We start from the raw sequence: 25,368 nt of genomic DNA on the forward strand, positions 1-25,368 counted from the left end.
CACACAACAACACAACTACCCTTTGTTTAATTAAGAATTCAAATTTATGATTCCTAAAGTAACCCAAGAAATTATCGATTTAGGAGATGGAAGAACTATCTCTATCGAAACAGGTAAATTAGCCAAACAAGCAGACGGTTCTGTCGTGGTTCGTATGGGCGACGCGATGTTATTAGCAACTGCAGTATCAGCCCGTACAGCCAATCCAGGAGTAGATTTCCTACCGTTAACAGTAGATTACCGTGAAAAATTTGCTGCAGCAGGTCGTTTCCCAGGTGGTTTCTTCAAAAGAGAAGCTCGTCCTAGTGACCAAGAAGTATTAACGATGCGTTTAGTAGACCGTGTTTTACGTCCACTTTTCCCAGATGATTATCATGCTGAAACTCAAGTTATGATTCAATTAATGTCTCATGACGAAAATGTAATGCCTGATGCTTTAGCAGGTTTAGCTGCTTCAGCTGCACTAGCAGTTTCTGACATTCCTTTTTACAACCTTATTTCAGAAGTAAGAGTTGGTAGAGTTGAAGGTAAATTAATTATCAACCCTAACCGCGAACAATTAGAACAATCAGATTTAGATATGATGATTGGTGCTTCTAAAGATTCTGTTTGTATGGTTGAAGGTGAAATGAAAGAAATCTCTGAAGCTGAAATGATTGAAGCAATTAAATTTGCTCACGAAGCTATCAAAGTACAAATTGTAGCACAAGAAAAATTAAGAGCAGCTTTAGGTTCTCCAGCTTACAGAGAATACGAAGGTGAGTTAGAAGACGAAACTGTTAAAGCTAAAGTTAAAGCAGCTGCTTACGATAAATATTATGCAATTGCGCAAGAAGCTTCTTCTAAACAAGAAAGAGGTGAAAAATTTGCAGAAGTTAAAGAAGAAGTAAAAGCTTTATATTCTGAAGAAGAATATGCAGAAAATACAGATTTAGCCGAGCTTGTTTCTAAATATAATTACAAAATTCAAAAAGAAGCTGTTCGTAATGTAATTCTTGAAAAAGGAATTCGTTTAGATGGTCGTAAAACTACAGAAATTCGCCCGATTTGGTGTGAAGTAGATTATTTACCATCAACTCACGGTTCAGCAATTTTTACTCGTGGTGAAACACAAGCTTTAGCAACTGTAACTCTTGGAACTTCAAGAGAAGCTAATCAAATTGATTTACCATCAGAACAAGGAGAAGAAAAATTCTATTTACATTATAACTTCCCTCCATTCTCAACTGGTGAAGCAAAACCTTTAAGAGGTACTTCACGTAGAGAAGTTGGACATGGAAACTTAGCACAACGTGCTTTAAAAGGAATGATTCCTGCTGATTGCCCTTACACAGTACGTGTGGTTTCAGAAGTATTAGAATCTAATGGTTCTTCTTCTATGGCAACAGTATGTTCGGGTACTTTAGCATTAATGGACGCAGGTATCCAAATCTCTAAACCAGTTTCAGGTATTGCAATGGGATTAATTACCGATGGTGAAAAATTTGCTGTATTATCTGATATTTTAGGTGATGAAGACCACTTAGGCGATATGGATTTCAAAGTAACAGGAACTGCTGATGGTATTACAGCTTGTCAGATGGATATCAAAATCGATGGTTTACGTTATGACATCATGGAACAAGCTTTAGCTCAAGCTCGTGACGGACGTATGCATATCTTAGGAAAATTAACAGAAACTATTGCTCAGCCAAGAGCTACTGTTAAACCAAAAGCTCCTAAGATTATTATGAGTTCAATTCCAGCAAGTTTGATTGGTGCATTCATTGGTCCTGGTGGAAAAAATATTCAAGAATTACAAAAAAATACTGAAACAACTATCGTTCTTAACGAAGATGGTGATAGAGGAATCGTAGAAATTTTAGGAACAAATCAAGCTGGTATTGATGCTGTTTTAGCAAAAATTGAAGCTATGATTTTCAAACCTGAAATTGGCGAAGCTTATGAAGTAAAAGTAATTAAAATGTTAGATTTTGGCGCAGTTGTAGAATACACAAGAGCTCCTGGTCAAGAAGTTTTATTACACGTTTCAGAATTAGCTTGGGAAAGAACAGAAAAACCAAGCGATGTAGTTAACTTGGGTGATGTTTTCATGATTAAGTATTTAGGAGTTGATCCTAAAACAAGAAAAGAAAAAGTTTCAAGAAAACAATTATTACCTCGTCCACCGAGAGAGGACAAAAAACCAATAGAGAAAAAAGAAAATCCTCAAGGTTAATTCACTATATTAATTCAATAAGGACTGCCCTCATTTTATGAGGGCTTTTTTATTTGAAAAAATTTTTAAAGTTTTTGTAACTTTTTGGCAACCTTATACGTATAACAAACAAAAGCATAAAAAAACAGAAGGAATAAATAAATGAGACAGCTTAAAATCACCAAGCAGGTAACTAATCGTGAAACTGCTTCCCTAGACAAATACCTACAAGAAATTGGTAAAGTTGACTTAATTACTGCAGATGAAGAAGTAGAGTTAGCACAAAGAATTAAAGCTGGTGACCAAAGAGCTTTAGAAAAATTAACTAAAGCTAATTTACGTTTCGTAGTATCGGTTGCTAAACAATATCAAAATCAAGGACTTACATTACCCGATTTAATTAATGAAGGAAACTTAGGTTTAATTAAAGCAGCTCAACGTTTTGATGAAACTCGAGGATTTAAATTCATTTCATATGCAGTTTGGTGGATTCGTCAATCTATCTTACAAGCTTTAGCAGAACAATCACGTATTGTACGTTTACCATTAAACAAAATTGGTTCTATCAATAAAATTAACAAAATGTATGCGTTGTTAGAGCAATCTAGCGAGCGTGCTCCTTCGGCTGAAGAAATTGCTAAAGAACTTGATATGACTGTAAATGACGTAAAAGAATCTATGAAGAATTCTGGTCGTCATTTATCAATGGATGCACCTTTAGTAGAAGGTGAAGATTCAAACCTATATGATGTATTACGTTCTGGAGAATCACCAAATCCTGATAGAGAGTTAATTCATGAATCATTACAAACTGAAATTGAAAGAGCTCTAGAAACATTAACGCCAAGAGAAGCAGATGTGGTACGTTTATACTTCGGTTTAGGTGATCAACACCCAATGACATTAGAAGAAATAGGAGAAACTTTTGATTTAACTCGTGAACGTGTTCGTCAAATTAAAGAGAAAGCTATCAGAAGACTAAAACACACTTCTAGAAGTAAAATATTAAAAACATATTTAGGATAATACCTAATAACAATTACAAACAGTTTAATAACTGTTCGTTTTTTGATTGATGATTGAAACTCCGGCTGATTACCGGAGTTTTATTTTTATTTATAAATTAGGTTTATATTTGCACTACAAAACAACAACACATGAAAAATACAATTATTGCCCCATCCGTTCTTGCAGCTGATTTTGCTAATCTTCAACGTGATATTGAAATGATTAATGAAAGTGACGCCCAATGGTTTCACATAGACATTATGGATGGCGTATTTGTTCCAAATATTTCATTTGGAATGCCAGTTTTACAAGCAATTGCTAAACATGCTAAAAAACCTCTAGACACACATTTAATGATTGTTGACCCTGATCGCTATATTAAAACATTTGCTGATTTAGGTTGTTCAACTTTAACTGTTCATTACGAAGCTTGTACACATTTACACAGAACATTACAAGCCATAAAAGATCATGGAATGAAAGCAGGAGTTGCATTAAACCCGCATACAAATGTTAGTTTACTTGGAGATGTTATAAATGATATTGACTTAGTGTGCTTAATGAGTGTTAATCCAGGATTTGGTGGACAATCTTTTATTGAAAACACCTATAAAAAAGTAAAACAATTAAAAGAGATTATAACTCGTAATGACGCTTCTACATTAATTGAAATTGATGGGGGTGTAACCAATAAAAACGCAAAGCAATTAGTTGATGCTGGTGCCGACGTTTTAGTTGCAGGGAGTTATGTTTTTGGAGCTGAAAATCCAAAACACACTATTAGTGATTTACTTTCAATTACAAAATAAAAAAAGCTCCTTAAGGAGCTTTTTTAATATTGGTCAATTAAATATTTAATCAAATCAGTTGTAGTAACAATCCCAACTAATAATTCATCTTCACAAACGGGAAGTGCATGAAATTCTTTAGTTGCTAAAATTTCAGCAGTTTCTTTAATTGTTGTATCTGGAGAAACTTTTACAAGATTTTTAGCCATTACTTGTTCAACAGTAAACATATTATAAACTGTTGTGTCTACTACTTCTTCATCGTCATCAACAGCGTCTGCAAAAGAAATTCGTAACAAATCTGTATAACTTAGCATTCCAATAATCTTGTTTCCGTTAACTACTGGAATATGACGAATATAATGTTTCTTAAAAAGCATTTCCGCCTTAGTTAAATCATCAGAAGTATTCAACTTAATAACATTTTTCGTCATTATAGTCGAAACAGGAACTCTATTTTTCATCTCCTTAGTTTTTAATTACTATACAAATTTAAGAAACAAAAAAGAGGATTTTAGAACGCTAAATCATTGATTATTAATTAATTTTTTCTTATTTTATAGGTTCAGAAAAATTAATCATAACTTTAACTTTTTCAAAAAGTTGCGGAAATTCTGACTGAAATCGAATTGGAGTTTCAAAAAAGTGTTCTAATAAAACCGCAATAAATTCAAATTCATTTGTGTAAGCGTAAATTCTAAAATAATCAGAATCGTGTAATCGTTTCAAATTTGCTGGATGCTTAACTTGTTCCATTATTTCATCGTAAGTAACCGCAAAAATTGTAGCCGAAGTATCTGTGTTTTTTAACCCTTGATAATGTAACACATGTCCAAACTCATGTAAACCTAAATTCAAATTATCATTTGAAATTTCATATCCTTCCAAAAAGTGTTTCCAAGAAAAAACAATAGCTTGCATCATTGGGTTAAATTCTCCTTTATGATAATCGTCACTAAAGCTTGAATAATAAACATCAGGATAGATAATTACTTTTTCTATTACGGTGAACATATAATTTCGCATACCAAAAGTTAACATAATTGCAGTAGCAGAAATTAAAACCTTCATCCTATCTGTGATTTCTAAATCTTCCTTTCCGATGAACTCATAATTTTCTATAAAAGAAGCGACTCTATGCTCAAAATATCTTTTATGTTTATGAGAAAGTTTATTATAAAATTCGAATTCCTTATTTAAAATTTGCAGTTGGTGTAAACTTAATTTTTTTGGAAATGGATAAAAATGTACATAAATAGGTTTACGAAAGAAAAAAGCATAAATAGGCTCTATAATTACATTGTAAGCAAATAAGCTTATGAAAATAACACCAATAAAAATTAAAAAATATTGCAAAAAATAAGTGAGGTTAAATTATTGTCGCTAATTTAAAAAAATAGGCCAAACTAACCTCACTAAAAAAAATTATTTTTCTAAAAATGTTAAAACAATTATACCCGCTCTGCCTATTAAAAAAGTAAAAAAAGCAAATACAACTGGTAAAAAAGTAACTTTTAAACCTCCAGCTAATATTTCAACAGAAACATTACCTACACTTTGTATAGCATCAAAAGCCTGTATTAATCCTAAGGCTTGTCCTAACAAACCCCAAACCAAAACAAATAAACTTATCGAGGATATTAATTTAATTGTTTTGCTATTATCATTTCGTTTTAATAAACCTTTTACTATCAATAATAGAACAACAATTAATAGTAAAACAATAGGTACCATAAAAAAAGGACCGCCTTCTGTAATTCTGTTTAAAATCATATTTTCATTTTTTAATTATTAATAGCACGAAGATATCCTATTAACAATTTCAAATTTTAGTTTTGCGACAGATGAAGCAACTTGAACGACAAACAACCAAATTTACATTGAAAACTTCAAAAAAAGCAATTTTTATAACTAAATCCCTTAAAAAAAACGTTATCCGTCGCAAAATAAAGTAACAACTTTAAGTTTTTAATTATCTTGGTAAAATGATTTCTAAAACCCTAAATACAACCAAATCTTTCTTACTCCATTTATTTTTTTGGGTTGGCGTTTGGTTCTTTTTTGTTTACTTTTTTAGTTACAATTCAAATGACACACATTACATCACTTGGTTTTCCAGTTTATTACTTCCCATAGCAATAATAGCAACTTATTGCACTATATATATATTAATACCAAAATACTTACTTACTAAACAATATTTTAAATTTGGCTTGTACGGATTTTATTCTTTAGTAGTATCAACCTACTTAATAGTATTAGCTATTTACGGAAGTTTCATTTTTATCACCAATTTAAATATTTCTGAAGTTCCGCCAATGGGAAGAAATTTCATCTTCATCTTTATATTGGTTTATCTTATTGTAGGATTGGTCAGTTTTATTTTCATTTTAAAACACAACTTTAACGATAGAGACAAATTAAAAAACCTCGAAAACAAAATTTTAGAAACCAATCTTCAAATTAAAGAACAAGAATTACAATATTTAAAGAAACAGATTCATCCTCATTTTTTATTTAACACTTTAAATACTATATACGCCTTTGCCTTAAAAAAATCAGATTATACTCCCGAAATCATTTTAAAACTTTCTAATCTATTAGATTATATTCTATATCAGGTTCAAAAACCAAAAGTTCTATTAACTGATGAAATTGAACATATTAAGGAATACATTGATTTGGAAAAAATACGATTTGAAGACCGACTGAAAGTGACTTTTAAAACAAATAACATTCCTGAAACCATAGAAATTGCACCGATGATTTTTATTCCTTTTATAGAAAACGCATTCAAACACGGTAGCATAATTGAAGGATATTTATTGATTGATATAAACTTGTTTCTTTTAGAACCGAACCAAATACAGTTTTCCATTAAAAACAGTTACATTGAAAATTCTGAAATGAATTCAGATGGAATTGGGCTAAACAATATTACCAAACGATTGGATTTATTATATCCTAATAATTATAGTTTACAAAAATTAACTGAAAAGAATACTTTTATCATTAATCTAATTATAAACAAATCAAACACTTATGAATAAAGCAAATTGCATAATAGTGGATGATGAAATGGCAGCACGTGAAATTTTAGAATCTTATGTATCGCAAACAACTCCTTTAAACTATTGTGGAAATTGTAAAAACGCAATCGAAGCTTTTGCAATACTAAACAAAATGCCAATCGATTTAATTTTTTTAGACATTAATATGCCTGAAATTTCTGGTTTGGCATTTGCAAAATCTATCAATAAAAACATAAAAATAATTTTCACAACAGCACATAGAGAACACGCCTTAGACGGTTTCGATTTACAAGCCGTTGATTATTTATTAAAACCCATTTCATTTGAACGTTTTTTAAAAGCCGTAAACAAATTTTTGGGAGAAAACAGTATTTCAAATTTTTCAAATCTAAAAGAAATTGAAATAGAAAAAAATGATTTTCTTTTTGTTCGAGCTGATAGAAAAATGGTAAAAATTGATTTTTCTGACATTCTATATATTGAAAGCTTGAGCGATTATATAAAAATAAATACATCAAAAAAAACTATTATCACAAGAGAAACAATTTCAAACATAGAAGCAAAGCTTCCTGTCGATCTATTCATAAGAATACATCGTTCTTACATTATTTCACTAAACAATATCGAATCTTTTACAAGTGAATTTATAGAAATAAATAAAACAGCTTTACCAATAAGTAGGAGTTACAAAAAAAGCGTTTTGGAAATACTTGAAAAATTTTAAAAATCGTCTACACATTAATTGTATACAGCTAAAAATAAAAAAATATTATAGCTAATTATCTTTTTATTTGAATTAAGTTTACATCTCTTTGATATACATCATATGTACCCGAAGTTATTCCTACACCATTAGGATAAAAAGCCAATCTGTAATAATAAGTACCTGGAGCCAAAGCCGAATCAATGTAGCTAATGTGTCCTCCTCCACCAAAACCAAGAGCCGCACTTACACCTCCATTTGGAGTTTCAATATAACAAATCCCACTAGTATATGTAAGAATAGTTGGTGCAGGAAATGCCGGATTTGTATCTCTTTGTAAAACCATAAAATAACCTCCAATTGAACTATTACTTCCGTTTAGTGAACCACCAAAAACTCTTGCGAAAGCACTAATAAAAACGGCAGAATTATTAACTCCATTACCATCTACAATTGTAATACTATTTGTAGTTCCTGTTATCGGGGTCATAACTAGATTAGTATATGGAATACTTTGTATCGTTCCAGAATGAACTCCTATCATTTCTTGATTTACAAAATCGCCATTAAACAAAATATCACCCTGAACTTCTAAAGTGTGTGACGGATTATTTGTACCAATACCTACATCTCCACCTGATTCAACTCTAAGTTTTTCAGTATTATTTGTTCTCACAACAAAATCACGATTATCTGTTGTTCCAATAAAATTATTAGTTGGGTTTGTACCTGTATTTCCAGTTAAAGACCAATCATTATTATCATTATTAGTAATTAACTTTTGCCATTGAGAACCATTCCAAAAATAAAACCCAATACCTTGTCCACCCGTAACTGTAGCATTTGTGTTGTAAACCAATAAACCTGTAGCTGGCATATTAACCGGTGTAATACCATTTGTTACATTACCTAAAGCAACTCTATTTATCAACAAACCCTTTGTTGTGTCTTCTAAATGTAATGTAGAACTAGCATTAGGGGAAGTTGTACCTATACCTACTTGAGAATAAACATTAGCAAATACTAATAAAAAGCTAATAAAACTTAAAACCTTCATAATTTACAATTTATTGTAAATCAAGAGAGTATGGCAGATTACTTGGAGAGATAAAAATACAAAAAACTTTCAATAAATCTGCATATAAAAAAACACCAAGTAAACTTGGTGTTTTTATTTTTAATTTTTTTGGTGACCCCGAAGGGATTCGAACCCCCAACCAACGGAGCCGAAATCCGTTATTCTATCCAGTTGAACTACGGAGCCAATATAACTTAAAAGTATAAAGTCAAAAGGTAAAAGTTTTTTTAACCTATTTTACTTTTAACTTTTTCCTTTTTACTTTCTTCTATTTTAAGCTAAAAGCTTTTTAACTATAGTCGAAATGGTTTTACCGTCAGCTTTTCCTGCTAATTGCTTAGACGCAGCTCCCATAACTTGACCCATTGCAGCCATTCCAGAGAATCCACCATCGGCAATAATTTTAGAAACTTCTGCTTCTACTTCTGCTTCTGAAAGTTGTGCAGGCAAGAATTTTTCAATTACTGCAACCTGTGCTAATTCTGGTTCTGCTAAATCTGCTCTTCCTTGTTCTGTATAAATTGCAGCACTATCTTTTCTTTGTTTTACTAACTTTTGCAATAATTTTATTTCTTCGTCAGCAGACAATTCATCTTTAGCACCTGATTCTGTTTTAGCTAAAATAATTCCTGATTTTATGGCTCTTAAAGCTTCTAAAGCTACTGCATCTTTTGCTTTCATTGCTTCTTTCATTTGATCCATAATTTGTTTTTCTAAACTCATATTATGATTTTTTTATATTCATTAATAAAGTGCAAAAATAAAAAAAATCCCGATAAAATCGGGATTTTTGTAGGTATAGGGTCTATGGTTTAATCTACATTGTCATGTAGAAAAGAATTATTTGATCGTAATTGTAAATCATCATTACTATCAGTTCCTAAACTCATTCGCGACTGATTATTTTCTTGTGGCGTTGATGTAACATCTACACCCATTCTTTTATAAGCCGGAACTTTTTCATACTCATCGATATGAGATGACGAATTATTAAATTTATAATTGAATTCTTTCATTTTACGCTTACGCTCTTCAGCTCTTGCTCGTAAAGTTTCTTCAATCGTCATTTCGAAAGGTGAAGTATTCTCTAAATTTTCAGCATCTTCAAATTTTGGCTGCTCAGATTTCTTAACTTCAAAGTTTAATGCCTCATCAACTGGTTCCGCTACTTTAGCAGCCGGAGTTGAAGCCGTTAATTCTTTTTCTTTTTCTAAATAATCTTCTAATGAATATTTAATTACACCTTCTTTATTAACTTCAGTAACTGGAACAACATTAATAGGATCTTTTACCTCCATTTGTTTTGTTTCTTCCGTTAACTCGAAAATTGTTTTTTGTTCGTTTGATTCTTTTGGACCGTCAAACAAATCCAATGAAAAATTAAATTCTTCAGCAACTACAAATTCTGGATCTATAACTTCTATTTCTCTAATCTCTGGAGTAATAATTTGAAATGAAGGAGCAACTTCTGGAGAAACAACTTCAAAAGTCACATCTAAATTTTTCAAAAACTCAGTTGTTGGAACCAAATCCATTGAAGGAATTGCATCTTGAATTTCAAATTTAGGTGCTTCAACTTCAACTATTTTCTCTTCTTCTTCGACATCTAAAGTAAAAACTACTTTATCTTCCACTTCTTCTGCTTTTGGCAATTCCACCTCTTCAGCTTTAGATTCAAAAATTGGTTCGTTTACTTCAATATTTTGAATATGCTTTGAAGACAAATCGTGAACGATTTTTTGTTCGTCTTCTAGAGAATGAATTATTCTTTTTGGTTCAGAATTTACAATCTCTGCTTGTTGATCGATATTAAACCCTGTAGCAATAACTGTTACTGAAATTGCTTCACCTAATGATTCATCTTCACCAACACCCATAATAATGTTAGCACTGTAACCCGCTTCATTTTGAATAAATTCATTGATTTCTCCAATCTCATCTAATGTAATTTCTGCCGTTTCAGATGTACCTGAAACAATTAATAATAACACATTTTGAGCTCCTGTAATTTTATTATCATTTAATAATGGAGAATCTAAAGCACTCACAATTGCTTCTTTTGCTCTATCTGCTCCAGAAGCTATTGCAGAACCCATAATTGCTGTTCCACTATTTGCTAAAACTGTTTTTGCATCGCGTAAATCGATATTTTGAATGTAGTGTTGAGAAATAACTTCGGCAATACCACGAGCCGCAGTTGCTAACACTTCATCAGCTTTAGAGAAACCTGCTTTGAAACCTAAATTTCCGTAAACTTCTCTTAATTTATTATTGTTTACCACAATTAACGAGTCCACTTGCTTACGAAGTTTTTCAACTCCAAGCATAGCTTGTTCTGAACGGTTTTTACCTTCAAACTGGAAAGGAATAGTAACAATACCAACTGTTAAAATATCTCTTTCCTTAGCTAATTGAGCAATTACAGGAGCAGCACCTGTTCCTGTTCCACCACCCATACCAGCAGTAATGAAAACCATTTTTGTGTTGGTGTCTAACATTTTTTCAATTTCAGCAACACTTTCAATTGCTGATTGATGCCCTACTTCAGGATTAGCACCTGCTCCTAAACCTTCAGTAAGGTTTAATCCTAACTGAATTTTATTAGGCACTGGACTATTTTGAAGCGCTTGTGCATCGGTATTACAAACAACGAAATCAACACCTTTGATTCCTTGTTTAAACATGTGATTGATGGCATTGCTTCCGCCACCTCCTACACCAATAACTTTGATAACGTTTGATTGGTTTTTTGGCAAATTGAATTCAATACTTGAAAATTCTGACATAATGTGGTACTTTTTTATTCGGCGTTATCTAAAAACTCTTTAATCTTCTCAATATACTTATCAAAAAATGATCTTTTGATTTTATCTTCAGTAGTCTCATGAACAGGTTTTTTTTCTTCCTCTTCAACTACTTGCGGCTCTTTTTCTACAGTTTTTGGTTCTTCAAAAACAGGTTCTTCTTTTTTCATTTCTACTAAAGGTGTTGCACTCTTAGTATTATTACGAATACTGTTCATTACCAAACCTACTGCAGTAGCATATAATGGACTTGACAATTCTTCTTCAGAATTTCCTGCCAAGTGTTCATTCGGGTAACCAATACGAGTGTCCATACCCGTAATGTATTCTACTAATTGCTTAATGTGTTTTAACTGTGAACCACCACCCGTTAATACAATCCCTGCAATTAATTTTTTCTTTGGATCATCGTGACCGTACAATTTTATTTCAGCATAAACCTGTTCAATTATTTCCACAACTCTTGCGTGAATAATTTTCGACAAGTTTTTTAATGAAATTTCTTTAGGTTCACGCCCTCTTAAACCAGGAATTGAAACAATTTCGTTGTCTTTGTTTTCACCTGGCCAAGCTGAACCAAATTTCACTTTTAATAATTCGGCTTGTTTTTCTATGATTGAACACCCTTCTTTAATGTCTTCTGTAATCACATTTCCTCCAAATGGAATTACAGCAGTGTGACGAATAATACCGTCTTTAAAAATGGCTAAATCTGTTGTTCCACCACCTATATCAATTAGCGCCACTCCTGCTTCTTTCTCTTCTTGACTTAATACTGCATCTGCAGATGCTAATGGTTCTAATGTTAAACCTGATAATTCTAGACCAGAACTTTTAACACATCGCCCTAAATTTCTGATTGATGCTGCTTGCCCAACTACAACGTGAAAACTCGACTCTAAACGTCCGCCATACATTCCAATTGGTTCTTTAATTTCACTTTGACCATCAACTTTGAATTCTTGAGGCAAAACATGAATAATTTCTTCACCAGGCAACATGGCTAATTTATGCACCTGATTAATCAATGAATCAATATCAAGTTCACCAATTACCTCCTCAGCATTAGAACGACTGATATAGTCACTATGTTGTATACTTCTAATATGTTGACCCGCAATTCCAACAACTACATCATTAATTTTGTAACCAGAATCGCTTTCAGCTTCTAAAACAGCTTGTTGTATCGATTGAATAGTTTGCGTAATATTATTTACTACACCTCTATGAACACCTAAACTCTTAGCTTTTCCAACGCCAAGAATTTCTAATTTTCCGTACTCATTTTTTCTACCAATCATTGCCACAATTTTTGTGGTTCCGATATCTAATCCTACTGCAATAGTGTCTTTGTTCATGATACTATTATTTTTTACAAACTACTTGTTCTGTAAACATTAAGTTTACTTCTTTATACTGTTTTACTAAAGTATCTTTTACCGCATGATAAAAGAATGCTTTGTAATTCTTCAACTTCTTTTTTACATATACAGGATTACCAAAAACGATTTTATAATCGTAATTTCTATTGGTCAGAATAACACTTCCTGAAGGAAGAATCTTCACACCTGTAATGTTTTTGTTTAAGAAATCATCTTGATTGATTTCGTTCAACAATTCCATGTATTTTGCCGTTCCATTTTCCGCAAGCGAACCAACCACAAGAGGAACTCTCGCAGAAAAATTTTCGGATAAAGGCATTTTATCTCCTTTACTATCAAGATAATACGAAGTATCACTTGATAAAAATCGGGCAATTGGGGTCTTTTGAATTATTTGCGCACTTAGAGAACCATCTATTGTTGAAAAAACTTCAGCTTTTTCAATCATCCCGTGATCATCGAGAACAGTTTCTAAAGTATTCAAATCTACTTTATCTTTTTCAACTTTTAACGAGCCTCCTAAATTTTGTTTCAACAAGTTATTAACTATTTCGTGAGTTATGAACAAATTCTCTTGACCCTTTGCAAATGAAATATTTACGTCTTCAATTACTCTTTTTTCATTTCGTGTTGATGAAAAAGAATACAAGAAAACCATAACAAATATGATTAATACAAGTCGTATATTATGCCAATTAAACTTTTTCATACAACATTTTTTTAATGTCTTTAACCATTTCTCCAATATCGCCTGCACCGATTGTTACTAACACCTCAAAAGTTGATTTTTTTATAAATCCTAACACTTCTTCTTTTTGAACCAAATGTTTATTTGTGTTCGTAATTTTATCTAACAACCAGCTTGAAGTTACACCTTCTATAGGCAATTCTCTTGCTGGATAAATTTCCATCAAGCCTATCTCGTCAAACTTTGATAAACTTTCGGCAAAACCATCTACAAAATCTTTTGTTCTTGAAAACAAATGCGGTTGAAAAATTGCCAACACTTTTTTGTTAGGATACAATTCTCTCACTGCTTGGTGCACAGCATTTATCTCGGTTGGATGATGTGCATAATCATCTATATACACTAACTTTTCTTCTCTAATTTGGAAAGAAAAACGACGACGAACACCTTTAAAAGATGCTAATGCTTTTTTAATATTTTCATTGGAAACACCATAACTTTTAGCCATTGCTAAAGCAATTAAAGCATTTGATAAATTATGATGTCCTGGTAAACCAAACTGAATATTCTCAATTATTTCGTTAGGTGTTTTTACATTGAAAACATAAAATCCGTTTTCAATTCGAATATTTTGAGCTGAAAAAGTAGCTTCTTCATTTATCCCAATTGTATCACCGTTTAATGGAAGTCCGTTAGCGATAAATAATTTTTCACCTTCTACTTTTGCCGCAAATTCTCTAAACGAATCTTCAATTGCAGATGCATCACCATAAATATCTAAATGATCAGCATCCATTGAAGTGACACACGCTAAATTAGGATGTAAGTGTAAAAACGAACGATCAAACTCATCGGCTTCAACAACTGTAACAGAAGTTCCAGCACCAATTAAATTTGAGTTGTAATTTTCAACAATTCCGCCTAAAAAAGCTGTTACATCTACTCCGCTTTCAAACAAAATATGACCTAAAATGCTAGAAGTAGTTGTTTTACCATGTGTTCCTGCGATTGCAAAACAAAACGTATCTTTGGTAATAATTCCTAAAACTTCGGCTCGCTTTTTAACTACAAAATCATTATCTAAAAAGTAATTCCATTCCGAATGATTTTTAGGAACTGCAGGAGTTATAACAACTAATGTGTTTTCTTTATTCAAATACTTTTCATCGATAAGCGAAATTTCATCATCGAAATGAATATTCATTCCAAGTGCTTCTAACTCATCAGTTAATTGTGTTTTCGTTTTATCGTAGCCCGCAACATTTTTACCCAAGTGCATAAAATAACGCGCAAGAGCACTCATACCGATTCCGCCGATACCAATAAAATAAACGTTATGTATTTGATTTAAATTCATTTATTGTCTTACTCCAATTAATCTTTCTATTTCGTCTACGATTTGATTTGTTGCATTTGGCAACGCTTTTTTATGTATTCTTTTGCTTAAATCTTCTTGCAATGTATCGTTTGAAATAAGGTCGGCAAAAGTAACTCTAAATTTATCATCAAGCTCAGATTCTTTCAATAAAATTGCAGCTTTTTTATCTGCTAAAGCCAAAGCATTTTTAGTTTGGTGATCCTCAGTAACATTGGGTGAAGGAATCAATATTGTTGGTTTCCCAACGATGCACAATTCTGAAATTGAAGATGCACCTGAACGTGAAATAATAAAATCGGCAGCAGCATAAACAAAATCCATTCTATCTATAAATGCTAAAACATGAACATTCTCAACTTCGTTTAAATGTTTATATTTTTCATAATATAATTTTCCACATTGCCAAACAACTTGAATACCTAATTGAAGAATTACATCTAATTCTTTTTCAATTAATTCGTTAATTCTTCTCGCACCTAAACTTCCGCCTAAAATCAATAACGTTCTTTTGTCGGCATTTAATTCAAAATACGTTATTCCTTGCAAACGTTTATCATCTACATTTAATAAATCTTGACGGACAGGATTTCCAGTTAAATGAAGATTTTCTTTTGGAAAGAATTTCTCCATTCCTTCATAAGCTACGCAAATTGATTTTGCTTGTTTTGCTAATAATTTATTCGTTATTCCTGGATAAGAATTTTGTTCTTGAATTAACGTTGGAATACCTAACATTGAAGCTACTTTTAAAACAGCTCCACTAGCAAAACCTCCAGTTCCTATTACAGCATCAGGTTTAAACCTTTTTATAATTCTATATGATTTCCATAAACTAGATAATAACTTAAAAGGAAATGCTAAATTTTGCAACGTCAATTTTCTTTGAATTCCAGAAATCCAAAGTCCTTTTATTTCATAACCTGCTTGTGGAACTTTTTGCATTTCCATTTTATCTTGGGCACCAACGAATAAAAATTCTCCATTTGGAAAACGTTCTTTTAATTCATTAGCAATAGAAATCGCAGGATATATATGTCCTCCTGTTCCTCCTCCACTAATTATAAATCTATGTTTCTTATCCATATTACTGATTTAAAATAGGTTCTAATGGATTTAAACCTTCTTTATCTTCGTCCGTTTCATTCGCAGAAACTTCTAACTCTTTATTAATAATTCTTTGTAAAGCTTCTTCTCGATTTTTACTTTCTTGTTCATCAAGAGCAACTTCTTCATCTTTTTTTGTAACACTTAAAATAATTCCAATTGAAATACATGTCATCCAAATTGAAGTTCCCCCAGCACTAATTAATGGTAAAGTTTGTCCAGTTACAGGCAACAATTCAACTGCAACTGCCATATTAATTAAGGCTTGAAAGATAATAGGAAAGCCAAGTCCGACTATTAATAATTTACCAAATAAGGTTGATGCTTTTTGCGCGTTTATAATGAATCTAACAAAAAGCAACAAATAGAAAAATAGTATTGTAACAGCTCCTATTAATCCATATTCTTCAACTATTATTGCAAAAATAAAATCGGAAGAAGATTGTGGTAAGAAATTTTTCTGAACACTTTTACCAGGACCTAATCCGTGAATTTTACCAGTAGCAATAGCAACTTTAGCTTGCGTTATTTGATAATCATCATCTCTTACATCATTTTCCCCATCCAAGAAACTATCCACACGACTAATCCAAGTGTCAACACGGTTAGGCATTGCGTTTGGAAATGCTTTAGCTACAAGTATAAAAAAAGTTAATGCGATTATTCCTGCTCCGATAATAACACCTAAATATTTTAATGGATATTGACCAACATAAACCAACATACAAACCATAGAAAATATTAATGCAGTCGTTGAAAAGTTAGCAGGCAAAACCAATGCTAATACTCCAAAAACTGGTAGCCATAATTCCATAAGCGAATCCTTAAAAGAATATTCCTTATCGCTTACTTTTGCCAAATACCTTGCAACGTAAACCATTAAGATTGTAAATGCTAAAGTAGACGTTTGAAAACCTATCCCTACAAACGGAATTTGAATCCATCGGCTAGCATTTGCACCTCCAATAGTTGTTCCTTGAAACAAAGTATAAATCAATAACAAAATCACTACAGGAATACCTATAATTGATAATGCTCGAAATATATGATAGGGTACTTTATGAACCCAAAAAATAATAACAAATCCTATAAATAAATGCACAAAATGTTTTAACAAATACCCAATAGTAGAACCCTTACCAATAACGTAAACCAAATTTGTACTTGCACTGTAAACAGGTAAAAAGGAAATGAGAGCCAATAGCACCACTATTGCCCAAATTACTTTATCTCCTCTTAATCTGTTTATCAAAAAATTCATCTCTTATAAATTGTGAACTGCATTTTTAAATTGGCGACCTCTATCTTCGTAATTTTCAAATAAATCGAAACTAGCACAACAAGGTGAAAGCAAAACCGTATCACCTTTTTCAGCAATTTTTTCAGCAATTTTAACTGCTTCAGTCATTGAAGTAGTTTCCACCATAACATCTACAACATTTTCAAATGTGTTAAATAACTTTTGATTATCAATCCCAAGACAAACAATCCCTTTTACTTTTTCTCGAACTAAAGACATTAACTCGTCGTAATCGTTTCCTTTATCAACACCTCCAACAATCCATACTGTTGGAGTTGTCATACTATCCAATGCAAAGAATGTCGCATTAACATTTGTAGCTTTAGAATCGTTTATATATTGAACACCTTGTATTTTCAATACTTTTTCTAAACGATGTTCAGCACCTTGAAAATTACTTAAACTCTCACGAATGGTTTGTTTTCTAATTTTCATCAACTGTGCTACTGCTGTTGCAGCCATAGCATTCTTAATGTTGTGTTTTCCCTCTAAAGCTAATTCGTTGATTGGCATAGTAAATAGTTCGTTATTGATATAGTTATTTAAATTTTCTTCTTTTATACTTCCTCCGTTTTCTAATTCTTTTAAAATCGAAAAAGGAATTACATTTGCTTTTGTTGTATTGTTTTGTAACCACTTTGTTATTTCAACGTCATCATAATCAACAATTAAATAATCATTTTCATCTTGATTCATTGTTATTCTGAATTTTGAAGCGATATACAAATTGTAATCGTAATTATATCGATCTAAATGGTCTGGGCTTAAATTTGTAATAATAGCAATGTGTGGTTTATAATTTATTATTCCATCTAATTGAAAACTACTCAACTCTAAAACATAAACATCATGCTTATCTTCGGCTACTTGCCAAGCGAAGCTTTTCCCAATATTTCCACCTAAACCAACATTCAACCCACCTTGTTTAAGCAAATGATACGTTAACAAAGTTGTTGTTGTTTTACCATTACTTCCAGTTATTCCAATAGTCATTGCTTTTGTAAACTGAATCGCGAATTCTATTTCAGAAATTACAGATATTCCTTTTTCAACCAACTTTTTTACGATGGGTGCTTTATCGGGAATTCCTGGACTTTTCATTACTACATCGGCATTAAGAATTAATTCTTCCGTATGCTTTTCATCTTCCCATTTTATTCCATTAATTGAAAGAACTTCTCTATAATTATCTTTTATTTTCCCAAAATCAGACACAAAAACATCATATCCTTTCTTCTTTCCCAGAATTGCCGTTCCAACTCCGCTTTCACCTCCACCTAATACTACTAATCGCATCTTATCTTAGTTTTAATAACACTAATGACGATATGGCTAATAGAATTCCAACAATCCAAAAACGAGACACAATTTTACTTTCGTGAAATCCTTTTTTCTGATAGTGATGGTGTAAAGGAGACATTAAAAAAATACGTCTTCCTTCGCCATATTTTTTCTTAGTGTACTTAAAGTAGCTTACCTGTAACATTACTGACAAGTTTTCTGCTAAAAAGACACCACATATAATTGGAATTAATAATTCTTTACGAATGGCAATTGCAATCACTGCAATAATCCCACCAATGGTTAAACTACCTGTATCGCCCATAAAAACCTGAGCTGGATAAGCATTGTACCAAAGAAAACCAACTAATGCTCCAACAAACGCAGCTATATAAATTGTCATTTCCCCAGAATTTGGGATATACATGATATGTAAATAATCAGAGAAAATGATATTACCAGAAACGAAGGCAAAAATACCTAACGTTAAAACCGATATTGCTGAAGTTCCGGCAGCTAAACCATCGATTCCATCGGTTAAATTAGCCCCGTTTGAAACAGCTGTGATAATAAAAATTACAACTGGAATGAATATTAACCAAGCCCAATTTTCATAACCATCTCCCATAAAAGAAAACACTTCTGCATAATCGAAAGTATTATTCTTTAAAAACGGAATTGTTGTTTCAGTAGATTTAATTTCTATTGAATTTGTTTTAACTACATTTTCAAATGTATCTTTTTTTAATTCAATTTCTTTTTTAATGGTAACACCAGGGTGAAAATAAAGAACCGAGCCAACTATTAATCCTAAACCTACTTGACCAATTACTTTGAACCTTCCTTTTAAACCTTCTTTATCCTTTTTAAAAACTTTAATATAATCATCAATAAAACCAATTGTTCCCATCCAAACTGTCGTTACAATTAGTAAAATCACATAAATATTTTCTAATTTGGCTAATAACAAAACTGGAATTAAAGTGGCTAAAATGATAATAACACCACCCATTGTTGGCGTACCTGCTTTTTGGCTTTGTCCTTCTAAACCCAATTCACGAACGGTTTCACCAACTTGTTGCTTTCTTAAAAAATCAATTATTTTTTTACCGTAAATTGTTGCAATTGACAACGATAAAATAAATGCCAATGCCGAACGAAAGGTGATATATTGAAACACTCCTGCTCCAGGAATATCAAAAGCTTTGTCTAAATATTGAAAAATATAATATAACATGGCGTTTATTTGTTTAATTGGTTCAACAATTCTTTAACTATTTTTAAATCGTCAAAATCATGACGAACTCCATTAATTTCTTGATAGGTTTCATGACCTTTTCCTGCAATCAGAATAATATCATTAGCTTGTGCGAATTGACAAGCCGTTTTTATAGCTTGTTTTCTATCTAAAATGGAAACTGTTTTTTTGAAATTTTGCGCTTCTACACCTTTTTCCATTTCTTCGATTATTGTTTCTGGATCTTCCGTTCTTGGATTATCTGAAGTAAAAATGGCTTTTGTGCTTAATTCTGAAGCTATCTTAGCCATTATAGGTCGCTTAGTTTTATCCCTATCGCCACCACAACCAACAACAGTAATCAATTCTTCGTTTTTTGTACGAATATCATTGATGGTATTCAACACATTTTCTAATGCATCTGGCGTATGCGCATAATCTACAATAGCTGTAATTTTTCCGTTTGATATAAAATATTGAAATCTCCCCGAAACACTTTCTAGTTCTGAAAGTAAACGTAAAGCTTCATTTTGTTCAATTCCTAATTCTACTGCAGTAGCATAAATGGCTAATAAATTATACGCATTGAATGAACCAATTAATTTAGTCCAAACTTCATTATTGTTTATTTTTAAAAGCAAACCTGTGAACTGATTCTCTAAAACTTGCGCTTTATAATCAGCATAAGATTTTATAGCATAAGCTATTTTCTTTGCTTTTGTATTTTGAAGCATTACACTTCCGTTTTTATCATCAACATTTGTAATAGCAAATGCCGATTTTGGAAGATTATCGAAATATGATTTTTTCACATCGCGATATTCCGCGAATGTTTTATGATAATCTAAATGATCGTGAGAAAGATTGGTAAAAATTCCGCCTTCAAAATGTAAACCTTCAGTTCTTTTTTGGTGGATTCCATGAGACGAAACTTCCATAAAACAAAATTCACAACCTACTTCAACCATTTCATTTAGATAATTATTGATTGTTAATGAATCTGGCGTTGTATGAGTTGCTTTGTGTTCTGTTTCATCAACCATAATTTTTACCGTTGAAAGCAAACCAACTTTGTAACCTGCTTTTTTGAACATTTGGTACAACAATGAAGCAATTGTTGTTTTACCATTGGTTCCTGTGACACCAACCAAACGTAGTTTTGTAGATGGATTATCATAAAAATTATTGGCTAAGTGAGCTAAAGCTTCATTAGAATTTTCAACTTTTACATACGTAACTCCGTTTATAATTTTATCTGGAAACTTTTCACAAATAATAGCAATTGCTCCTTGATTTACTGCTTTTTCAATAAAATCATGTCCATTTGAAAGAGTTCCACGAATTGCTACAAAGACATCATTTAATTCTACTTTTCTAGAATCAAACTCAATTTTATTTACCGCGATATCTGTTGAACCTTGTACCGCTTCAATAGGAACTTTATATAATATATCTTTTAATACGTTCACGATAACTCTAAAATGATTGTTTGATTTTTTTGAATAATTTCTCCAGCATTAACGGACTGACTTTTAACTTTACCAACTCCATTAACTTTAACTCTTAAACCTAAATTTTCAAGTAACGAAATTGCATCCATTACCTCCATTCCTCTCACATTAGGTATTTTAGTTGCATTTTGATTTATTTTTTCAAATTTGGAGTAGCTATTTTCAACTATATTTAACTCTTTTGAAATATCTTTAATGTGGTTAGTTGGTGGAGCATCCGTGTAAATCTTTTGAGCAATACGTTTAAAAACTGGTCCTGCCACATCTGCACCATAATACCCTGCTGAAACATTAGGTTTATGTACTACTACAATACATGAATACTTTGGATTGTCTGCGGGAAAATATCCCGCAAAAGACGAAACATAATGTAATTTAGATTTATCTCTATAATTTGCTTGCGCTGTACCTGTTTTACCAGCCATTGAAAAATCTTTAGAGTACAATTTAGAACCCGTTCCTCTTTTTACAACATTTTCAAGTATAGCTTTAACTTTTGCTAAAGTTTCATCAGAAGCAATTTTAGGATTGATAACTTCTGTATCGTATTTTTTAACGGTATTATTCCATTCTTTAATCTCTTTTACAAAAAGAGGCTTAACCATAACACCATCATTTGCCACTGCATTATATAGTGTTAATGTTTGCAATGGCGTCATTGAAACTCCATATCCGAAAGCCATCCACGGGAGAGATAATCCGTTCCAAGCCTTTGTATCAGGTTGCGGAATTTTCGGCTTTCCTTCCCCAATTAACTGTAAACCAAGAGGCTTATTTAAACCATAAGAATTAATCCTGTCGACAAATTGACTTGGATTATCTGAATAATTATCAGTAATTGCTTTTACCAATACAGTATTTGAAGAAACCTCAAATCCTTTTGCTAAAGAAATTTTCCCGTAACCTCCTTTTTTTGAATCTCGAACTTTTCTTCCGTAATACTCAATTACCCCCTCGTTAGTATCGTAAACTTTACTTGTGTCAACTTTTTTATCATCAAGCAAAGCAATTAAATCCATTAACTTAAAAGTAGATCCTGGCTCATGTGATTCCGCTACAGCATAATTCTGAGTTTCATAATACGAACCATTTTCAGCTCTCCCTAAATTAGAAATCGCTTTAACTTCTCCAGTTTTAGTTTCCATTACAACCACACAACCATGATCAGCTTCATAATATTCTAATTGTTTTAACAAAGCATGATGCGCAATATCTTGAATATAAACATCTATAGTAGAAACAATATCACAACCATCTTGTGGTTCTAGTTCGTTTTCATCACTAATAGGTTTCCATTGGTTTTTTGCAATTTTTTGCATCCAACGGTGACCACTTTTCCCATTAATATATTCACGAAATGCATATTCTAATCCTTTTCCATTAGGAGAACCATCTGCATTTGCTCTTTCATATCCAATTGTTCTTTGCGCAACCAATCCTATTGGATGCGAACGAACTGTTTTTTGCTCCACAATTAAACCTCCTTTATACGCGCCTTTGTTAAAAAGTGGAAAGCTTTTTATTCGCATATATTCGGTATAACTTAAATTACGAGCTATTAAATAATATCTGTTTTTTGTATTACGTGCTTTTTGTAATTCATTTTGATAAAACCCTGTAGATTTATCAAACATTTTTGCCAACGAATCACATAAAGGTTTAATTAATTCAGAAAAGTTTTCAGTAGATGGCGATAAAGCATCAAATCGGATTGTATATTCAGGAATTGAAGTCGCTAATAAACTTCCATCAGCAGAATATACATTTCCTTTATTAGCAGGAATGGTTACATTTTTAACCGTTCTTTCAGAAGCTATTTTTCTATAATATTCCCCTTCAACCCACTGAATATTATTCAACTTCACTAAAACCAAAATAGCCATCACAAACATTGTGAAAGCCACAAAATACATTCTATAGTTAGTATTTTTTTGGTTTACTGCCATATTTTTAATTTATCTATAAAGCTTTTTTCTTCTGTTAAGTTTTTATTTACTACAATTTTTGTTGGCGGAACTTCAGCTGGAAAAATATTTCGTTCTTCCATTTTTTTTGAAATCGTTGATTCCATTTTCAGTTTCATCAATTCCGAACGATGGTCAACAAATTCAGATTTCAACTCTTTAACCTCGTTCATTAATTCGGTTATTTTATAATTTTTTGCATCATACCAATGGTTATTTGCAATCATTATCATTGCCAAAAAAATCAGAAACACAATAAATTTCCAGTTTTTCAAAGCATCATCACTAACCAGAAATTTTGCTTTTAACAGACTGTAAATTCCTTTTTTCATCTTTTACAATTTTTCTGCTACACGCAATTTTGCACTTCTAGCTCTATTGTTAATAGCAATTTCCTCTTCCGTTGGAACAATTAATTTTTCAATAATTTTGAAAGGAACTTCAAATCGCCCAAACATGTCGCGTTCTGGCTCTCCTTCAAACATTCCATTTCGCATATATCTTTTCACCAATCTATCTTCAAGAGAATGATAAGAGATAACACTCAATCTTCCTCCTGGTTTTAAAATCTCAAGCGATTGTTCTAAAAATTCTTTTAAAACTTCTATTTCTTGATTTACTTCAATGCGAATTGCTTGATATATTTGTGCTAAAATTTTATTGCTTTTATGAGCTGGAAGAAATTTTGACAACACTTGTTTTAAGTGCTCTGTATTTCTAATTTGCTTATCTTTTCTTGCCGCAACAATAACATTCGCCATTGCTCCGCCATTTTTTAATTCGCCATACTGAACAAAAACTCTCTTCAAATCTTGTTCATCATATTCATTAACTACATGAAAGGCACTTAAATCACCACGACGATTCATTCGCATATCTAATTCCGCATCGAAACGTGTAGAAAAACCTCTTTCTGCGACATCAAATTGATGTGACGAAACTCCGAAATCACCCAGAATCCCATCCACTTCTTTAATCCCATGAAAGCGTAAAAACCTTTTTATATTTCGGAAATTTTCATTTATCAATAAAAATCGGTCATCTTCAATTGCGTTTTGCAAAGCATCTTCATCCTGATCAAATGCGAACAACCTTCCTTTCTCACCCAACCGGGACATAATCTCTCTCGAATGACCACCACCACCAAAAGTTACATCCACATAAACACCATCTGGTTTTATATTTAAACCATCAACCGTTTCTTTTAATAAAACTGGATTATGATATTCCATCTTCGTCGCCATTTAAATTACCCATTACATCTTCCGCTAGAGTTGCAAAATCATCAGTTGCATTTTCAATAGCGTTTTCATAAAGATTTTTATCCCAAATCTCAATTATATTCACTACAGAAGAAAGCACAATTTCTTTATCAATCTTCGCAAAAACCACCAAATCTTTAGGGATTAACAAACGTCCGTTTGCATCAATTTCAACCACTTTTACACCCGCAGTAAACCTTCTAATAAAATCGTTGTTCTTTTTAACAAAACGATTCAACTTATTTACTTTTAACATCATTTTATTCCACTCTTCCATAGAATACAATTCAAGACAAGGCTGAAAAACCGAACGTTTTAACACAAAACCAGAATTCATATCACCTAACTGCTTCTTTAAAGCAACAGGAACCATTAGACGCCCTTTAGCATCTACTTTACACTCGTATGTTCCGATGAATGAATTCACTTTTTACCCTTTGATTTAGACAAAAATATAAAATATTTACCACTTTTTACCACAAATAACCACTTTGTTAATAAGTTTTTACACTTTCAAAATCAAAATGTTACAAAAAACCAACAAAACACAAACTAAGTAAAGCAGTTAAGGATAAAAATATTTACAACTATAGACAAACCACTTATCAACAAATTAGGTATATCCAATTTCAAATCAATGAATTACAAAAT

The 25,368-nt window shown here is 31.8% G+C and carries 23 protein-coding genes and 1 tRNA gene; 5 read left to right on the forward strand and 19 right to left on the reverse strand.

Annotated features, from left to right (window positions below; all coding sequences use genetic code 11):
* The first annotated feature begins 46 nt into the window (after nucleotides 1-46).
* The 3 genes from KK2020170_RS01120 to rpe all read left to right on the forward strand — a co-directional run bounded on the left by KK2020170_RS01120 (nucleotide 47) and on the right by rpe (nucleotide 4,014).
* The gene (locus KK2020170_RS01120; RefSeq protein WP_221258980.1) at nucleotides 47-2,218 is read left to right on the forward strand and encodes a polyribonucleotide nucleotidyltransferase; all 2,172 of its coding nucleotides are present in this window, start codon (nucleotides 47-49) and stop codon (nucleotides 2,216-2,218) included.
* 141 nt (nucleotides 2,219-2,359) lie between these two features.
* On the forward strand, nucleotides 2,360-3,223 hold the full coding sequence (locus KK2020170_RS01125; RefSeq protein ID WP_045967558.1) for a sigma-70 family RNA polymerase sigma factor: 864 nt from the start codon (nucleotides 2,360-2,362) through the stop codon (nucleotides 3,221-3,223).
* A gap of 131 nt (nucleotides 3,224-3,354) precedes the next feature.
* The gene (rpe, locus tag KK2020170_RS01130; protein ID WP_221258981.1) at nucleotides 3,355-4,014 is read left to right on the forward strand and encodes a ribulose-phosphate 3-epimerase; all 660 of its coding nucleotides are present in this window, start codon (nucleotides 3,355-3,357) and stop codon (nucleotides 4,012-4,014) included.
* Between the two features lie 23 nt (nucleotides 4,015-4,037).
* Here the strand turns inward: rpe and KK2020170_RS01135 are convergent, their stop codons facing one another.
* The 3 genes from KK2020170_RS01135 to KK2020170_RS01145 form a co-directional block, all read right to left on the reverse strand.
* Nucleotides 4,038-4,457 (reverse strand): CBS domain-containing protein, encoded by a 420-nt coding sequence (locus tag KK2020170_RS01135; RefSeq protein ID WP_221258982.1) that lies wholly within the window; start codon nucleotides 4,455-4,457, stop codon nucleotides 4,038-4,040.
* Between the two features lie 88 nt (nucleotides 4,458-4,545).
* The gene (locus KK2020170_RS01140; RefSeq protein ID WP_221258983.1) at nucleotides 4,546-5,349 is read right to left on the reverse strand and encodes a zinc-dependent peptidase; all 804 of its coding nucleotides are present in this window, start codon (nucleotides 5,347-5,349) and stop codon (nucleotides 4,546-4,548) included.
* 69 nt (nucleotides 5,350-5,418) lie between these two features.
* Nucleotides 5,419-5,766, reverse strand: a complete 348-nt coding sequence (locus KK2020170_RS01145; RefSeq protein WP_221258984.1) for a MotA/TolQ/ExbB proton channel family protein — start codon at nucleotides 5,764-5,766, stop codon at nucleotides 5,419-5,421.
* A 212-nt stretch (nucleotides 5,767-5,978) separates the two neighbouring features.
* On the opposite strand from KK2020170_RS01145, the gene KK2020170_RS01150 reads away from it, so the two are divergent.
* Both KK2020170_RS01150 and KK2020170_RS01155 read left to right on the forward strand, forming a co-directional pair.
* Complete coding sequence (locus KK2020170_RS01150; protein WP_221258985.1) at nucleotides 5,979-7,043, forward strand: sensor histidine kinase; 1,065 nt, start codon at nucleotides 5,979-5,981, stop codon at nucleotides 7,041-7,043.
* Nucleotides 7,036-7,749: a LytR/AlgR family response regulator transcription factor gene (locus KK2020170_RS01155; protein ID WP_221258986.1), complete on the forward strand. Its 714-nt coding sequence runs from the start codon at nucleotides 7,036-7,038 to the stop codon at nucleotides 7,747-7,749. The genes KK2020170_RS01150 and KK2020170_RS01155 overlap by 8 nt, the downstream gene beginning before the upstream one ends.
* Before the next feature lie 55 nt (nucleotides 7,750-7,804).
* Here KK2020170_RS01155 and KK2020170_RS01160 read toward each other — a convergent pair whose 3' ends face one another.
* The 16 genes from KK2020170_RS01160 to mraZ form a co-directional block, all read right to left on the reverse strand.
* Nucleotides 7,805-8,785 (reverse strand): hypothetical protein, encoded by a 981-nt coding sequence (locus tag KK2020170_RS01160; protein WP_221258987.1) that lies wholly within the window; start codon nucleotides 8,783-8,785, stop codon nucleotides 7,805-7,807.
* 130 nt (nucleotides 8,786-8,915) lie between these two features.
* A tRNA-Arg gene (locus KK2020170_RS01165) sits at nucleotides 8,916-8,992 on the reverse strand.
* Nucleotides 8,993-9,079: 87 nt separating this feature from the next.
* On the reverse strand, nucleotides 9,080-9,529 hold the full coding sequence (locus KK2020170_RS01170) for a GatB/YqeY domain-containing protein (protein ID WP_221258988.1): 450 nt from the start codon (nucleotides 9,527-9,529) through the stop codon (nucleotides 9,080-9,082).
* A gap of 89 nt (nucleotides 9,530-9,618) precedes the next feature.
* Nucleotides 9,619-11,592 carry a cell division protein FtsZ gene (gene ftsZ / locus KK2020170_RS01175; RefSeq protein ID WP_221258989.1) on the reverse strand — a complete coding sequence of 658 codons (1,974 nt, stop codon included), beginning with the start codon at nucleotides 11,590-11,592 and terminating at the stop codon, nucleotides 9,619-9,621.
* 14 nt (nucleotides 11,593-11,606) lie between these two features.
* On the reverse strand, nucleotides 11,607-12,968 hold the full coding sequence (gene ftsA / locus KK2020170_RS01180; RefSeq protein ID WP_221258990.1) for a cell division protein FtsA: 1,362 nt from the start codon (nucleotides 12,966-12,968) through the stop codon (nucleotides 11,607-11,609).
* A 7-nt stretch (nucleotides 12,969-12,975) separates the two neighbouring features.
* The gene (locus tag KK2020170_RS01185) at nucleotides 12,976-13,701 is read right to left on the reverse strand and encodes a cell division protein FtsQ/DivIB (protein WP_221258991.1); all 726 of its coding nucleotides are present in this window, start codon (nucleotides 13,699-13,701) and stop codon (nucleotides 12,976-12,978) included.
* Nucleotides 13,688-15,037 (reverse strand): UDP-N-acetylmuramate--L-alanine ligase, encoded by a 1,350-nt coding sequence (gene murC, locus KK2020170_RS01190; protein WP_221258992.1) that lies wholly within the window; start codon nucleotides 15,035-15,037, stop codon nucleotides 13,688-13,690. Before murC ends, KK2020170_RS01185 begins: the two co-directional genes overlap by 14 nt.
* Nucleotides 15,038-16,141, reverse strand: coding sequence for an undecaprenyldiphospho-muramoylpentapeptide beta-N-acetylglucosaminyltransferase (murG, locus tag KK2020170_RS01195; RefSeq protein WP_221258993.1), 1,104 nt, complete (start codon nucleotides 16,139-16,141; stop codon nucleotides 15,038-15,040).
* Nucleotide 16,142: 1 nt separating this feature from the next.
* Nucleotides 16,143-17,423 carry an FtsW/RodA/SpoVE family cell cycle protein gene (locus KK2020170_RS01200; RefSeq protein ID WP_221258994.1) on the reverse strand — a complete coding sequence of 427 codons (1,281 nt, stop codon included), beginning with the start codon at nucleotides 17,421-17,423 and terminating at the stop codon, nucleotides 16,143-16,145.
* A 3-nt stretch (nucleotides 17,424-17,426) separates the two neighbouring features.
* On the reverse strand, nucleotides 17,427-18,758 hold the full coding sequence (gene murD / locus KK2020170_RS01205; protein ID WP_221258995.1) for a UDP-N-acetylmuramoyl-L-alanine--D-glutamate ligase: 1,332 nt from the start codon (nucleotides 18,756-18,758) through the stop codon (nucleotides 17,427-17,429).
* A gap of 1 nt (nucleotide 18,759) precedes the next feature.
* Nucleotides 18,760-19,980 carry a phospho-N-acetylmuramoyl-pentapeptide-transferase gene (mraY, locus tag KK2020170_RS01210; protein ID WP_221258996.1) on the reverse strand — a complete coding sequence of 407 codons (1,221 nt, stop codon included), beginning with the start codon at nucleotides 19,978-19,980 and terminating at the stop codon, nucleotides 18,760-18,762.
* Between the two features lie 5 nt (nucleotides 19,981-19,985).
* Nucleotides 19,986-21,449, reverse strand: a complete 1,464-nt coding sequence (locus KK2020170_RS01215; RefSeq protein WP_221258997.1) for a UDP-N-acetylmuramoyl-L-alanyl-D-glutamate--2,6-diaminopimelate ligase — start codon at nucleotides 21,447-21,449, stop codon at nucleotides 19,986-19,988.
* The gene (locus tag KK2020170_RS01220; protein WP_221258998.1) at nucleotides 21,446-23,437 is read right to left on the reverse strand and encodes a penicillin-binding protein; all 1,992 of its coding nucleotides are present in this window, start codon (nucleotides 23,435-23,437) and stop codon (nucleotides 21,446-21,448) included. The genes KK2020170_RS01215 and KK2020170_RS01220 overlap by 4 nt, the downstream gene beginning before the upstream one ends.
* The gene (locus KK2020170_RS01225) at nucleotides 23,428-23,787 is read right to left on the reverse strand and encodes an FtsL-like putative cell division protein (protein ID WP_221258999.1); all 360 of its coding nucleotides are present in this window, start codon (nucleotides 23,785-23,787) and stop codon (nucleotides 23,428-23,430) included. Before KK2020170_RS01225 ends, KK2020170_RS01220 begins: the two co-directional genes overlap by 10 nt.
* Nucleotides 23,788-23,790: 3 nt before the next feature.
* A complete protein-coding gene (gene rsmH / locus KK2020170_RS01230; RefSeq protein WP_221259000.1) occupies nucleotides 23,791-24,699 on the reverse strand; it encodes a 16S rRNA (cytosine(1402)-N(4))-methyltransferase RsmH in 909 nt (302 codons plus the stop codon).
* Nucleotides 24,674-25,144, reverse strand: a complete 471-nt coding sequence (mraZ, locus tag KK2020170_RS01235) for a division/cell wall cluster transcriptional repressor MraZ (RefSeq protein WP_221259001.1) — start codon at nucleotides 25,142-25,144, stop codon at nucleotides 24,674-24,676. The genes rsmH and mraZ overlap by 26 nt, the downstream gene beginning before the upstream one ends.
* Nucleotides 25,145-25,368: the final 224 nt, after the last annotated feature.

The sequence above is a fragment of the Flavobacterium okayamense genome (assembly GCF_019702945.1).
GTDB lineage: Bacteria > Bacteroidota > Bacteroidia > Flavobacteriales > Flavobacteriaceae > Flavobacterium > Flavobacterium okayamense.

Coding starts and splice junctions, on each gene's coding strand:
- KK2020170_RS01120 (WP_221258980.1), top strand. CDS start 47: ATGATTCCTAAAGTAACCCAAGAAATTATCGATTTAGGAGATGGAAGA.
- KK2020170_RS01125 (WP_045967558.1), top strand. CDS start 2,360: ATGAGACAGCTTAAAATCACCAAGCAGGTAACTAATCGTGAAACTGCT.
- rpe (WP_221258981.1), top strand. CDS start 3,355: ATGAAAAATACAATTATTGCCCCATCCGTTCTTGCAGCTGATTTTGCT.
- KK2020170_RS01135 (WP_221258982.1), bottom strand. CDS start 4,457: ATGAAAAATAGAGTTCCTGTTTCGACTATAATGACGAAAAATGTTATT.
- KK2020170_RS01145 (WP_221258984.1), bottom strand. CDS start 5,766: ATGATTTTAAACAGAATTACAGAAGGCGGTCCTTTTTTTATGGTACCT.
- KK2020170_RS01150 (WP_221258985.1), top strand. CDS start 5,979: ATGATTTCTAAAACCCTAAATACAACCAAATCTTTCTTACTCCATTTA.
- KK2020170_RS01155 (WP_221258986.1), top strand. CDS start 7,036: ATGAATAAAGCAAATTGCATAATAGTGGATGATGAAATGGCAGCACGT.
- KK2020170_RS01160 (WP_221258987.1), bottom strand. CDS start 8,785: ATGAAGGTTTTAAGTTTTATTAGCTTTTTATTAGTATTTGCTAATGTT.
- KK2020170_RS01170 (WP_221258988.1), bottom strand. CDS start 9,529: ATGAGTTTAGAAAAACAAATTATGGATCAAATGAAAGAAGCAATGAAA.
- ftsZ (WP_221258989.1), bottom strand. CDS start 11,592: ATGTCAGAATTTTCAAGTATTGAATTCAATTTGCCAAAAAACCAATCA.
- ftsA (WP_221258990.1), bottom strand. CDS start 12,968: ATGAACAAAGACACTATTGCAGTAGGATTAGATATCGGAACCACAAAA.
- KK2020170_RS01185 (WP_221258991.1), bottom strand. CDS start 13,701: ATGAAAAAGTTTAATTGGCATAATATACGACTTGTATTAATCATATTT.
- murC (WP_221258992.1), bottom strand. CDS start 15,037: ATGAATTTAAATCAAATACATAACGTTTATTTTATTGGTATCGGCGGA.
- murG (WP_221258993.1), bottom strand. CDS start 16,141: ATGGATAAGAAACATAGATTTATAATTAGTGGAGGAGGAACAGGAGGA.
- KK2020170_RS01200 (WP_221258994.1), bottom strand. CDS start 17,423: ATGAATTTTTTGATAAACAGATTAAGAGGAGATAAAGTAATTTGGGCA.
- murD (WP_221258995.1), bottom strand. CDS start 18,758: ATGCGATTAGTAGTATTAGGTGGAGGTGAAAGCGGAGTTGGAACGGCA.
- mraY (WP_221258996.1), bottom strand. CDS start 19,980: ATGTTATATTATATTTTTCAATATTTAGACAAAGCTTTTGATATTCCT.
- KK2020170_RS01220 (WP_221258998.1), bottom strand. CDS start 23,437: ATGGCAGTAAACCAAAAAAATACTAACTATAGAATGTATTTTGTGGCT.
- KK2020170_RS01225 (WP_221258999.1), bottom strand. CDS start 23,787: ATGAAAAAAGGAATTTACAGTCTGTTAAAAGCAAAATTTCTGGTTAGT.
- rsmH (WP_221259000.1), bottom strand. CDS start 24,699: ATGGCGACGAAGATGGAATATCATAATCCAGTTTTATTAAAAGAAACG.